This is a genomic window from Chamaesiphon sp. GL140_3_metabinner_50, assembly GCF_025361915.1.
Taxonomy (GTDB): Bacteria; Cyanobacteriota; Cyanobacteriia; order Cyanobacteriales; family Chamaesiphonaceae; genus Chamaesiphon.
In genome coordinates, this window is the sequence record NZ_JANYJC010000142.1 from 1 (window position 1) to 12,016 (window position 12,016).

General features: G+C 45.8%; 13 protein-coding genes and 1 pseudogene. 6 read left to right on the top strand and 8 right to left on the bottom strand.

Features of this window, described 5'->3' with window-relative positions; all coding sequences use genetic code 11:
- Positions 1-1,264, top strand: a 1,264-nt coding sequence (locus tag Q0R35_RS07515; protein ID WP_295615562.1) for a cobaltochelatase subunit CobN, incomplete at its 5' end; no start/stop codon positions are given.
- A gap of 51 nt (positions 1,265-1,315) precedes the next feature.
- Here Q0R35_RS07515 and Q0R35_RS07520 read toward each other — a convergent pair.
- On the bottom strand, positions 1,316-1,702 hold the full coding sequence (locus Q0R35_RS07520; protein ID WP_295615564.1) for a hypothetical protein: 387 nt from the start codon (positions 1,700-1,702) through the stop codon (positions 1,316-1,318).
- A 187-nt stretch (positions 1,703-1,889) separates the two neighbouring features.
- On the opposite strand from Q0R35_RS07520, the gene Q0R35_RS07525 reads away from it, so the two are divergent.
- Both Q0R35_RS07525 and Q0R35_RS07530 read left to right on the top strand, forming a co-directional pair.
- Positions 1,890-2,102, top strand: a complete 213-nt coding sequence (locus Q0R35_RS07525; protein ID WP_295615566.1) for a hypothetical protein — start codon at positions 1,890-1,892, stop codon at positions 2,100-2,102.
- A complete protein-coding gene (locus Q0R35_RS07530; RefSeq protein ID WP_295615568.1) occupies positions 2,095-2,301 on the top strand; it encodes a type II toxin-antitoxin system PemK/MazF family toxin in 207 nt (68 codons plus the stop codon). The genes Q0R35_RS07525 and Q0R35_RS07530 overlap by 8 nt, the downstream gene beginning before the upstream one ends.
- Here Q0R35_RS07530 and Q0R35_RS07535 read toward each other — a convergent pair.
- The 4 genes from Q0R35_RS07535 to Q0R35_RS07550 all read right to left on the bottom strand — a co-directional run bounded on the left by Q0R35_RS07535 (position 2,298) and on the right by Q0R35_RS07550 (position 5,104).
- On the bottom strand, positions 2,298-2,726 hold the full coding sequence (locus tag Q0R35_RS07535; protein ID WP_295615570.1) for a type II toxin-antitoxin system VapC family toxin: 429 nt from the start codon (positions 2,724-2,726) through the stop codon (positions 2,298-2,300). The genes Q0R35_RS07530 and Q0R35_RS07535 overlap by 4 nt on opposite strands.
- Complete coding sequence (locus tag Q0R35_RS07540; RefSeq protein ID WP_295615572.1) at positions 2,723-2,947, bottom strand: hypothetical protein; 225 nt, start codon at positions 2,945-2,947, stop codon at positions 2,723-2,725. Before Q0R35_RS07540 ends, Q0R35_RS07535 begins: the two co-directional genes overlap by 4 nt.
- 248 nt (positions 2,948-3,195) lie before the next feature.
- On the bottom strand, positions 3,196-3,702 hold the full coding sequence (locus tag Q0R35_RS07545; RefSeq protein WP_295615574.1) for an FKBP-type peptidyl-prolyl cis-trans isomerase: 507 nt from the start codon (positions 3,700-3,702) through the stop codon (positions 3,196-3,198).
- A gap of 244 nt (positions 3,703-3,946) precedes the next feature.
- Positions 3,947-5,104 (bottom strand): pentapeptide repeat-containing protein, encoded by a 1,158-nt coding sequence (locus Q0R35_RS07550; protein WP_295615576.1) that lies wholly within the window; start codon positions 5,102-5,104, stop codon positions 3,947-3,949.
- 231 nt (positions 5,105-5,335) lie between these two features.
- Here Q0R35_RS07550 and Q0R35_RS07555 point away from each other — a divergent pair, with 231 nt between their 5' ends.
- The gene (locus Q0R35_RS07555) at positions 5,336-5,533 is read left to right on the top strand and encodes a heavy-metal-associated domain-containing protein (protein WP_295615578.1); all 198 of its coding nucleotides are present in this window, start codon (positions 5,336-5,338) and stop codon (positions 5,531-5,533) included.
- 4 nt (positions 5,534-5,537) lie between these two features.
- Here the strand turns inward: Q0R35_RS07555 and Q0R35_RS07560 are convergent, their stop codons facing one another.
- The 3 genes from Q0R35_RS07560 to Q0R35_RS07570 all read right to left on the bottom strand — a co-directional run bounded on the left by Q0R35_RS07560 (position 5,538) and on the right by Q0R35_RS07570 (position 8,792).
- Positions 5,538-6,884, bottom strand: coding sequence for a DUF58 domain-containing protein (locus Q0R35_RS07560; protein ID WP_295615580.1), 1,347 nt, complete (start codon positions 6,882-6,884; stop codon positions 5,538-5,540).
- A 242-nt stretch (positions 6,885-7,126) separates the two neighbouring features.
- Positions 7,127-7,900 (bottom strand): pentapeptide repeat-containing protein, encoded by a 774-nt coding sequence (locus Q0R35_RS07565; RefSeq protein WP_295615582.1) that lies wholly within the window; start codon positions 7,898-7,900, stop codon positions 7,127-7,129.
- A gap of 265 nt (positions 7,901-8,165) precedes the next feature.
- On the bottom strand, positions 8,166-8,792 hold the full coding sequence (locus Q0R35_RS07570) for a hypothetical protein (protein WP_295615584.1): 627 nt from the start codon (positions 8,790-8,792) through the stop codon (positions 8,166-8,168).
- A 15-nt stretch (positions 8,793-8,807) separates the two neighbouring features.
- Here Q0R35_RS07570 and Q0R35_RS07575 point away from each other — a divergent pair, with 15 nt between their 5' ends.
- The gene (locus tag Q0R35_RS07575) at positions 8,808-9,257 is read left to right on the top strand and encodes a hypothetical protein (protein ID WP_295615586.1); all 450 of its coding nucleotides are present in this window, start codon (positions 8,808-8,810) and stop codon (positions 9,255-9,257) included.
- Between the two features lie 469 nt (positions 9,258-9,726).
- Positions 9,727-12,016, top strand: a pseudogene (locus Q0R35_RS07580) (hypothetical protein); the annotation flags it as partial.

The following is a 12,016-nucleotide window of genomic DNA, read 5'->3' on the forward strand; positions in this document are numbered from 1 at the left end:
CGGCGCATCCGGCGCACCCACACGCGGCAAACCCGAAGTCCTCCCCACCGGACGAAATTTCTACTCCGTCGATATCCGCGCTGTCCCCACCGAAACCGCCTGGTGTCTGGGACGCAAAGCCGCAGAAGTGCTGATCGATCGGTATACTCAAGAACATGGCGAATATCCCCAAACCCTCGGCTTATCAATCTGGGGCACATCAACAATGCGAACTGGCGGCGATGATATCGCTCAAGCACTAGCCTTAATCGGAGTACAACCAGTTTGGGATGGAGTCTCTCGCCGAGTGGTCGATTTTGAGATTTTACCCGTATCAATATTAGGTCGTCCCCGCGTCGATGTCACCTTGCGAATTTCCGGTTTCTTCCGCGATGCTTTCCCCAATTTAATCGACTTATTCGATAATGCAGTTAAAGCTGTTGCTGCATTAGATGAAACGCCAGAACAGAATCCATTAGCGCAACAAGTTCAACAAGAACAAGCAAAATGGTTGGAGCAAGGATTAACATTAGATGAAGCTCAGACTCGATCGCAATATCGGATTTTCGGCTCTAAACCTGGTGCCTATGGTGCCGGATTGCAAGGATTAATCGAATCCCAAAATTGGGAAACCGAAGCAGATTTAGCCCAAGCTTACATTAATTGGAGTGCCTACGCTTATACCAGCAAAGCCGAAGGCATCGCCGCTCCCGAAGCATTTAATCAACGCTTGGGGAATATGCAAATCGTCCTCCAAAATCAAGATAATCGCGAACACGACTTACTCGACTCTGATGATTATTATCAATTTCAAGGTGGTTTAACTGCCGCCATTAAACAAGTATCGGGCACAGCACCCGAAGCCTATTTTGGTGACAATTCTCGTACTGAAAATCCTAAAGTTCGCAAGTTAACAGAAGAGATCGATCGGGTATATCGATCGCGTGTCGTTAACCCCAAATGGATCGCCGGAGCCATGCGCCACGGCTACAAGGGAGCCTCCGAAATGGCAGCAACCTTAGATTTCTTATTTGCCTACGATGCCACCGCAAATTGCGTCCAGGACTTTATGTATCAAGGTGTAGCGGATGCTTATCTATTCGATGAATCAGTCCGAGAATTTATCGAGCAAAATAATCCGTGGGTGCAACGAGATATGGCAGAAAGATTACTCGAAGCTAATCAACGGGGTTTGTGGGAAGATGTGGAATTGGGGACTTTGGAGCGATTGCGATCGATGGTCAATGAAGCCGAAGGTGCGATCGAATCTCAAGGGAATTTATAACATTTTGGCTACTTTATTCAATTGTGAGTCATGCTCCTCCCAATCGCTCTGCTATATCACTGTAAATGATTCAGACAAACGCCCTTTTTCCCAAAATCTATTGAGATTATCAATTATATAAGGCCCTTTGACTTTTTTGATTTCTGATTCTTCTAATTCATTTACATAGGTGACACTCTTCGGCAATTGCGTCCCAGAGCCATGAGTCCAATGCAGACAATTAGGACACCAAACCCAAACTGTTCCTCTTACTTGTCCATTTTTAATCATGAACTTAGGCTGAAACTCAGAAATAGTATAATAGAATCTAATCTTCGCTTTCATGCAAATAGGACAACTTTGTGGATTAAAAGTCTCCAGAAGGTCAGCTATAGCTTGGTGCATAGGATAATGAGAATTATCATCAATGTTTGCTGGGATCCAGCCTAATCTAATCACTGTATTTACCTCTAGCTAGATTTTAGTTGCTACAAATATTGCGATAGATCCTTATCTTACCCAGCTACACCACTCATACTAACAATATCTAGCTCTCTAATTTGGTGTCGATTACCTCGCGGCGCGGCTACGCCAACGATCGTGACTCTAGATATAATAGTATGTAGATTCCTGAGCTTACCTGTCAATGAATACTCAGCTAGTAGACTCGATACTACCCGATCTTGAGTGGTTCGATCTCAAGACCGAATTAACCTTAGCAGATCGGCAGGCTTTTCTTCGCAAACCGCTAGCTCAAAGACAACTCATTCTAGCCCAACAAGCCCAGCAGATGGTCGAACACTATCGGACATCAACTGAATGGCGTGAATTAATGGCTGGAGATATTATTGATGACTAGCGCGGATTCACCACAACGGGGCGATGTGTGGCTGGTCAATTTTGACCCAACTGTCAGCACAGAAATTAGAAAAATTAGACCAGTAGTAGTCATCAGCTCGAATAATATTGGCATATTACCAATTAAACTAGTTGCTCCGATTATAGATTGGAAAGATTGGTATGCGGGGAATTTATGGCAATCGATCTGGATGATTTAATCATTTTTGCGATCGAACCAATTGTCGATTGTTAAGTTATCAAAATATTGAAAATCAGCAACATTATTTGTGACTAAAATCAAATTATTAGCTGAAGCAATACTGGCAATTTGCCCATCTGCAAAAGCTAGAGTTTTACCAATTTTGGATAACCTCGATCTTTCCTGGGCGTGCCACCGAGCAGCTTTTGAATCATAATCGAACACTGATAAATTGAGAACAGACTCATTAATATAATCTAAAAAAGCTTGACGCTTCCTTGATTCTGGAAGTCGAAGACAACCGTACAAAAGCTCATGAATTACAGTACTAGCCGTTGCTATTTCCGATCGATATAGATTGACTAGCTCGAAAACAATCGGGTTTGGAACCGGACGCATTAAATCCGAAATAACATTAGTATCAAGCAGATATCTTAAACTCATAGAGTTATTTCACGCCCTGGTGTCCGATCTCTCAGATTGTCGAAGTCATCATCATTAAAGGAAATCTCATCTTGTTTTAGTATTGCTCTGAAATTCTGTAATCCTGCCCAGAATTTATCACCACGTTGTTGTTCTCGTTGTTGATGTATTAAGGCAATTAGACGATCTTGCTCCTCTACAGATAAGACTCGGACAGAATCAACAATTTCTTGAAAAATCACGATCTTAGATCCCCTTAGTTTGACTTGTACTACCTGCCAGCTAGATTATGGACATTACAAATATTGGTGCTGACCTAATTATATCAATCGATCCTTATCTTAACCAGGCATGTCACTTACACCAACAACATTTAACTGTCCAATTTAGTGTCAATCGATTTATAATATCTCTGCTGTTTAAAATAAAATATTTCAATATGCAAATTGGGTCGATATAATTTCAACCCAATCGATCGCACGTACGATTTCTAATTGCTAATCTTGAGTAATTCAACATCGAAAATTAGCGTTGCATTCGGTGGAATTACACCGCCAGCACCCGCCGATCCATAGCCTAATTTTGGGGGAATAGTTAGCTTGCGTCTCTCGCCGACTTTCATGGTACTTAGAGCCTCATCCCAGCCGGGAATTACTTGTCCTTGACCAACTATAAAACTAAATGGTTGACCTTTATCGCGAGAACTGTCAAACTTCTTACCATTGGTGAGGGTGCCAGTATAGTGAACCACTACTGTTTGCCCTGGTTTTGGGGTAGCTCCTTTACCTGCTTTAAGGACGGTATATTTTAAGCCTGAAGGAGTGGTAATCGTTTTGGCATCTTTATTTACTGCCAATAATCCGATCTGGTGGATGGATTGTTGCTGTGATGTATTAGCAACTGCGATCGCTGCCGTACTATTAATAGTAAATTGCAAGCATGAGCCTAAAACACTAGTAGCCAGCATCCCGATCGAACCAAATAAAATTTTTCGCATTAGTACACCTCAATTTCTAGTTGTCTACCATACCATAAATTAATCTTAGTCAGAGGGTGTCTGAAAAGTCTTACTAGCTCCGATCGTAGATCTAAATCCCCCTAAATCCCCCTTCAAAAGGGGGACTTCCGGATCGGTTCCCCCCTTTTGAAGGGGGGCTAGGGGGGATTTCTAGGGTTTACGCTTGACAAACTAAACTTTTCAGACACCCTCTCAACATTTATCGTCAAATAACCGATCGATCCTAACTGCTGACAGCTTTTAAATAGTCTGGTAATTGGGTGGTTTCATCACAGATGGCTTGACTGAGTTGTTGGCGAGTCAATCCGACAACTTTCCGCAAGTCGGCATTAATTAAATTGGTTTGTAAAAGATTGGCACCTTTAAGATTCGAGCCTTCGAGATTGGCTTGCTCTAGATTTGCCTCGCTGAGATTGGCACCTTCGAGATTGGCTTTCCAGAGATAGGCACCTTCGAGATCGGCTTGCCACAAACTGGCATCGCTGAGATTGGCTCTGCCTAATGATGCGCCTGCTAATTTAGCTTGCCACAGTTGCGCTTGGCGGAAATTGACTTTCCACAGATCTGCACCCCATAATTCGATGCCACTTAATTCAGCATCGCGGAGATTGCTTTCGCGCAGTTCGATAATTCGATCGGGTCGATCTTTACTGACATCCCGACGGTTTAAAATAGTCATTACCGCTTGAATATCTGTCGGAATTCGGGAGGATGGGGACGATTTGCGGCTGGGTTTGGGATCGGGTATGTCGCCGATTTTTGGCGGTGGTTCTAGTATTCGGAGCGTGGGGGGAATCTCAATTTTAGCCGATCGTTCGCGCACGAAGGCGGTGAGGACTTCGATCGTCAGCCAATATTCGGCGGTGGAATCTTGCGCTAGGCGTTCGAGGGTATAAATACCACCGAGCCGAATTTCAATTTTATCGCTGGCTAAATGGGAAATTGCCTGACTGAACCTGTCGGTGTAAAGTCGATCGTTGGTACTCTGAAATTGCGCGTCAGTGCGTCGTAAATACTTCCAGCCAGCGTGTGCCAATCCGCCGAGGATAATTGCGCCAGCACCCTGAAATAAGAGGTTGTAGACCCCATTTTGAGCGTTGATGCGATCGCCTTCGAGGATAATTAGTTCTTTTTGCAGGGCGATTCGATCGATCGCAGTCAGGCTGCGAGGGGGGATTTTGTCGATATCTTGTTGGAGTTGACGAATTTGCTCGTTGAGGTGTCTGAGGCTGGTTTGTTGGAAAAACCAGATGCCAGCGATTAGTAAACTACTGACGATGACTGCTAATGGTAAGCGCAAACTTCTCGATGCGATCGCATCTGAGGTATCGTCTTGAAACGAGCTACCCGCCCGATCCGACATTAATCGAGATCGATTCATAAAATTTACCTGCTAATATCTTGCATCAAAAGAGAGTTACTAGTGGATAGTGGATAGATTCTAAATTAAGGCTAATGGGTAGATCTTCATTTGCGTTATATTCTACCCGAAACCGTTGGCGATCGACGATCGATTTTAATACCCGCTCTCGCTCAGTAGCAATCCGATTGTTCTTAGCATTATCTTTGAGCTAGACTTGTTAAATATATCTATTCATTAAATATCCCGATCGTGCTAACAACATTTACAGTTCCAGATATGGCTTGCGGTGCTTGCGTTGACAAAATTAGTCAAGCAATTAGCTCGATCGATCCGCAAGCGGTAATTATTGCCAATTCTCAAACTAAATTAGTTCAAATCGAGAGCGAAATTCCTGTTGTAAATCTTGAAACTGCGATTGTAGATGCGGGATATACTGTTAATAAGTAACCGATTACAACTGATTTCTCGATTTAATTTGAATGTACCGATCGACTAATCGATCGCTAATTTGGTTGGCTGGTGCGTCTAAAACTAATACCCCTTTGCGTTTGAGGTTGGCGAAGGCAAGTTCGCGCTGGCGAAGTAAATCGAGTGCGACGGCTTGAGTATATGCACCAGGGATATCTGCGGCTAATGCTTGTGCGCGAAGATCGACTTGCGGATCGCGGAGGGTGACGCAAAAGGGCAGATAGCGGGGAGTAAGTCGCCCCAGTGCGGTGAGGAGTTCGGCGGAGGCGATATCGTCGATGATGTCGGTAATAATTACGACGAGCGCGCGGCGACTTTGTTGTTTGATAATGGTGGTGACAGCTCCGAGATAGTCGGGTTCGAGCAATTCGGGTTGAATGCGACTGACACGATCGAGTATTCTTGAAAAGTGATTTTGCCCTTGTTGGGGTGGAATCCAAGTAGTTAGGTAACGATCGAATACGCCCACACCTACCCGATCTCCGCGCTGAGTGGCGGTTAGAGCTAGAGAAAGCGTCGCATTTAAGCCAAAATCGAATCGCTTATAACCCTGAATATTTGCCGTCATCAGTCGTCCGCGATCGAGTAAGATAATTACCGTCTGCTCTTGTTCTGGCTCTAGCACCCTAATTAACGGACGATTGCGCCGAGCTGTTGCTTTCCAGTCGATCGATCGCGGATCGTCGCCGATATTATATTCTCGCAATTCGCTAAATTCCGTCCCCATGCCCCGCTTTTTCTGCTGGCGCATGGCTCCAGTCGATTGCAGCGTCAACTTAATCGAAAGTGCTTTTAAACCTACCAAATCGGGATAAACCGCCACCGTTTGCGCCGCATCTACCCGCCACTGGTGCCAAGCCAAGCCCCAGCCGCTCAATTGCCTAACATAGATTCCCTGCCATTCGTACTCGCCACGACGGTAAGGATGGACTGTATAGCCGATCGTCTCGATCGTAGCTGCTTTCGAGACTCCAGCGATTAATTCGGGCGTTGCTGCCAAATCTTGCGGGATACCATCGCGAATTTGATAGCTAAACTGGCGATTTTTACTGCCCTTCTGCGCGGATGAGATCGTTAGTATCACTGGATTGTCGCGCCCGATCGATAGTTTCCCTAATGGCTCTCGATTCACCTGGATGCGATCGGCTTTACTGCGCCAAGCATCAATCCCGGCGATGAGAATTAAGCTAATATACCAGGCAAATGTCAGCGCGATCGCCATGCCCAATCGGGCGGGAACTACAATAGCGAGTAATGTTGTTACTATCCCCCCGCTTGCTAGCAACCATAATGTCCACGCACTGGGAATAAAGCCGATAAGTTGATTCATCACGAACTTTTTGCTACTGGGAAAGATCTTAGCCTAGATCGGAATCTTATTTTCCCACAGCTCGATCGTTAAAATGAGGGGCTACCACGTACCGAAAAGTAAAACTAGCTTCGTTTGAGGTTGGTGTACCCCCCCAACCCCCCTTATAAAGGGGGGGCTTTCCGGCTCCCTCCCCTTTATAAGGGGAGGGCTGGGGTGGGTAAAAGACTACGCAGCATCTCCAACAGATTCGAGATGTCTATTTAGAAAAACTTGAGTAACATCGAACTCAAACCAGTTAACAAATCGACCATATTACCATTGCCAACATTAGGGTTCGCATCAGTGGGTTGGCTGGCAAGCTTGATTTTAGCGAGTAAAGCTTGAGCGACTTCTGTACCTTGACGATCGGATTTAGCGAAATATAACCGTTCGGCTACCATCGCATCTTTCACCGCACCACCATCATCTTGCATCCGGAATTTTGCCATCGCTCTGGCAAGATACGCACCGGGAAATTCGGGTTTGAGACTAATTGCCCGATCGTAATTTTCGATCGCACTGGCATAGTCATTTTTCTGCCACTCGGCAAAACCCCACTTATAAAAATCATCCGCGCTACCCAAAGCCGTCGGAATTCCGATCGCACCTTGAAGATAAGCACTGCTCACATCGATGCCTTTAACGTTAGCATTTGTCAGATACGCCGAGCGTAAATCGGTACCAGTTAAATTTGCCCCACGTAAATCTGCACCTGTCAGGTTGGCTCCGTATAAAGATGCCCCAGACAAATTGGCTCCGCGTAAATCTGCACCCATTAAGTTAGCGCGACTAAGATTGGCACCGACGAGATTTGCCTGGTTTAATTTGGCTCCAGCTAAATCGTTCATCACCAATCCCGATCCGGTTAAGTCGCACTGCTGACAGTTTTTGGTAGATAATAATTGGCTCAGATGGGAGATATTTTCGGCTCGTGCGGTGGCGGAAAAAGTAGTCAACAGCAAGAGGGTTGTAGCAATGGTAGTAGTGAGTTTCATTGGGGAATAGGGGGTAGGGGTAGGGGATCTCTAGAAATAAGCGAAGTTGGTGGAATCCCCCTAAATCCCCCTTCAAAAGGGGGACTTCCGGATCCGGTTCCCCCCTTTTGAAGGGGGGCTAGGGGGGATCTACCGCTAGAAACGAAGTCCAGCCTGTATTTATATAGGGATAGGGTTTACGGCATAGGGAATATATTTTTCTGTTTATAGGCAGATAATTTATGCCATAGATTAAAAATTCAGATATTACCCCGTACCCCCTCATTTAAAATGGTAAATTACGGAGATCGTCAGTATCATTTGTGTCTAGTGACTGTCGCTCTACTCGTGCTTGTTCCCAAGCGCGATCGGCAGCTTCGATTTGCTCGAATAAGTCGGTAGAATGGCGAGGTGGTTGCTGTAATAAGCGATCGATCTGATATTTAGACCGAATTGTGGCTAATTCGGCGGGAGAAAGCCGGGGTTCATTCCACTCAAAGTCAGCCGCAGTATATAGTGGCAGCCGAGAGCCGAGTTGTTCGATCGGGATATCTGGCAACCTTACTAGTAAGTATTCCCGCACGCGGCGGATTTCTTCAAATCTTTGTTCGATTTCATTCAGAATCCCAATAACTTGGCTGAGATGATGTGTAGTAATTGCGACACGCACTTCGATGTCATCTAATGGAATACCCAACCGATCGGCTTTTGTTAAGATTTCTACCGGAATTCGATCCAGCGAGGGGGGATTAATAGAAGCAGTAAGTTCGGCCAATGCACGATAAATTTGTTTGACAGTAGTACCAACAGTTTCTCGCAATGGCTGGCTTTCGACTGGCATTGCCGCTAATTCTGTTAGACTTTGGGTAGCAGATTGGAGTAGCGCGATCGCCTCATTTAAGTGATTAGTCATCAGAACTAGTAACGTATGGACTATATTCAGATCGATCGTAACAATTGTATGGAGATAATTCTCCGAGAGTTTCCAGCATTTGAGACTCAATGGGCACTACATTTAGAGTCATGGAATCCTCAGGTCGATTCTCGTGCCGAGAGGCTTTGCCAACGACCGATTGCGTTAGATATTGCCGAATTTGCCGATTTTGCGATCGACACCATCTGTTTGGGCGTAGATCCAGAAATAGAGCGACTCGCCGCCGTTACCCAACTAATGTTACTTCAAGGCGATGCTGTGATTAGCTATGCTTTTCGGACGATGTTTTTAGAGCAAATCGCTCACCGCAGCAATCGCTTTGGCTTTTCTGTCGAGCTATTTGTCACCAAACTCCAACCGCTAGGCTACTACCACTGGCTAGAAATCGACAGTCGCTACGGTATTAATCCTTCAGGTATGTCTACTTATCGGCAAACTAGCTAACTCTAAGCCTTAATGTACTTCAAGCTGGACAGGAAGTAAGCAATCGCCAGGGCGGTGAGGACGTTTATGCAGGCTAGATCCCCGACTTCTCGGAGAAGTCGGGGATCTGATATCTACGCCTTAATATACTTCAAGCTAGGGCAAGAAGTATCGAAGATACGATCGAGATTGGCTGTAAATGCGATCGAGATCGCACCCGATCGAGAATTCCACGAATAAGATCCAAAGTACGATCTCCAGAGCTATTAATTACCGATTACCGATCGGTGACAGGTTTAGCTGAGATTTTGGGCAATATAACAATATCACAGTCTTCATCAACTGGCGATCGACCCCGCGATCGCCAGTTGATGTCTAAGGCAAGATTGCTATGACCTAATATTTGTCAACTCTATATAAATTACCATACCCCACCCACACGCTCGAACTGGGCGGGGATAACATCCCTAACATCCTGAGTAACCGAATCATGAATCACAAACCCAACCCCGATCGATCTTTCCTCAACTTCATGCTCCGAGCACAGCAACTAGCGCGACAAGATGCTCGATCGGACAAAGGTTATGTCATGATGATGACTTCGCTGATCTCGATCTCGTTGTTTAGCTTGCTAGCAGCTTACTTTACGCTGACGAACCTCAGTAAGTCATCGACTAATGCCTATGTCGATGGGACGAGTACCTTTTACGCCGCCGAGTCAGGGCTAAATAAACGCGCCGAGCAACTCCGTCAAAAATTTATCGATTATGCCAACCCGACGGGTACTTTAGGTAACACAGCATCAAATTTGCTCTCTACATGTGCCCCTGTGGCTGTAAGCGCAGCGATTAATCCGGCTAACGACTATGAATGTCGAAACTATTCATTTAGATATAACAACAATATCGCTCAGGTTGCTAGTGGCGGCAATACTGTACTCAGCGAGCAAGATGGCGGTCAAAATCAGGTTAACTATACCGCCTACACTTTTGTGGCGACTAGAAACAACCAAGACTACGCGCTCAACCCGCCAGTGCCACAAGCCATTCCTGCCGGACAAACTTATGCGGGGTTGAATGCACTAGAGTATTGGTATACCGTCTACTCGACTGCCGCTAAACCAGATCCGAATAATCCCACCAGTGCAGTGCAGCAGAATGAAGGCAAGACTGTATTGGAAATGAGTTTTAAGAGTCGGATCGTGCCGCTGTTCCAATTTGCGGTTTTTTATGAAGGCGACCTAGAGATGAACTCTAGTGGCGACATGACCATTGGCGGACGGGTGCATACAAATGCCAATTTCTACGTCCAGCCGAATACTAATAATGGTGCTATTTCCACTACGTTTTTAGCACCCATTACGGCTGTAGGCAGTATCTACAATCGGGTCGATTCTGCTGTAGGATTTAATACGGGTGCTGTTACCCGCATACTCACATCTGGTACTAGTTGTCTTACTCCTGGTATTTGTGCTGTTTTTGTGCCTTATGATTCAAGCATTACCGTTCCTCTGACCGATACCCAACTTTCGCCCTATGGCAATCGAGTCAAAGCCGGAAATGGTACTGGTAACAATGGTGTAAAACGACTAGATACGCCACCCCCAGGATTTTTACGCAAGCGTAATTATTACCAAAGCAGTGCGACTACGATTCCTAATAACCCTAATGCGGGTGAATACTACGCTAAAGCCGATATGCGCCTAGAAATGGTGCCCGATCGAGATGTTATTAATACGGGTGTAACACCTTGGCTTCGCGATCCCAGCCGCATTCCGTTCAACTTTACTTCAATTACCACGACGGGTAGTGCTTGTACGACCACACTACCAGCAGCAGATCCATCAACATCAGGCTTACCCACACTAACTAGCGATCCTGCCGCTAATTATATCGCTGCCGATCGGAATAATGTTGGTGCGCTTCGTTGCAATGTCTTTACAAAAGGTCAACTTCAAAGTCTGCGGCAACCCGTTTTAGTATTGACTAATTTCAATCAACCTAATGTTGCCCTCCGCACTCTAACAGGTGTAGCTCCCACTCCAACTAGTGAAAGTTTCATTTTAAATAGACCAGGGGTTTTTCCTGGTCTACCAGTAGGTTTGAGTCCTGCGGCACTCACACCTGCCAATCAAATTATAATTCTCCGCGCCCTTCAAGTTGCTTTAGCATCAACACCCACACCAGTCCCACTCGATCGCATGAATACGGTATTTACCGATGCTTCGCTGACGACCTTTAGGGCTGAATTCACTCGATTGCTTGGCCTTGGGGGCATTTCTGGCGGCGATATTGGCATCTTAACCGCCGCCCCCACCGCCCCCACCACAACACCCAATCAAGTTGCGGCGATCGGTGGAGCTTGGTTCTTGCCTGCACCAATCCAGCGGATCGAAAATAGTCAACCTCAAGTACAAATTGCTGCCAATCCACGCAATAGTGGCTTCTATGATGGTCGCGAACGGCGATGGATGACCATGTTGCAAACTAATATTGCTAGCTTATCGGTGTGGAATCGAGATGGCTTGTATGTAGAAGCCTCCGACAACGCCACTGACACGCTGCGGAGAAATCCATACATAACTACCAATGCTCTGAAAGATGCTGCTTTTAATGGTGGTGGTATCCCAACCACCCCTACCGATGGTTTGGCATTCACTCGCGCTGCCACAATTCCACCTACACCTAAGGGTCTTCAGACCTTGGGATTAGGCTCGATCGATAATACCGAAGGCGGTTTGGTTTTACATGCAACAGTTAGTGACGATCTTAATGGTGATG

What these genes read in the sequence shown, in the direction of transcription:
- Q0R35_RS07565 (WP_295615582.1), bottom strand. Translation starts at nt 7,900, where the DNA reads ATGAAACTCACTACTACCATTGCTACAACCCTCTTGCTGTTGACTACT.
- Q0R35_RS07575 (WP_295615586.1), top strand. Translation starts at nt 8,808, where the DNA reads ATGGACTATATTCAGATCGATCGTAACAATTGTATGGAGATAATTCTC.
- Q0R35_RS07560 (WP_295615580.1), bottom strand. Translation starts at nt 6,884, where the DNA reads ATGAATCAACTTATCGGCTTTATTCCCAGTGCGTGGACATTATGGTTG.
- Q0R35_RS07550 (WP_295615576.1), bottom strand. Translation starts at nt 5,104, where the DNA reads ATGAATCGATCTCGATTAATGTCGGATCGGGCGGGTAGCTCGTTTCAA.
- Q0R35_RS07535 (WP_295615570.1), bottom strand. Translation starts at nt 2,726, where the DNA reads ATGAGTTTAAGATATCTGCTTGATACTAATGTTATTTCGGATTTAATG.
- Q0R35_RS07545 (WP_295615574.1), bottom strand. Translation starts at nt 3,702, where the DNA reads ATGCGAAAAATTTTATTTGGTTCGATCGGGATGCTGGCTACTAGTGTT.
- Q0R35_RS07525 (WP_295615566.1), top strand. Translation starts at nt 1,890, where the DNA reads ATGAATACTCAGCTAGTAGACTCGATACTACCCGATCTTGAGTGGTTC.
- Q0R35_RS07570 (WP_295615584.1), bottom strand. Translation starts at nt 8,792, where the DNA reads ATGACTAATCACTTAAATGAGGCGATCGCGCTACTCCAATCTGCTACC.
- Q0R35_RS07530 (WP_295615568.1), top strand. Translation starts at nt 2,095, where the DNA reads ATGACTAGCGCGGATTCACCACAACGGGGCGATGTGTGGCTGGTCAAT.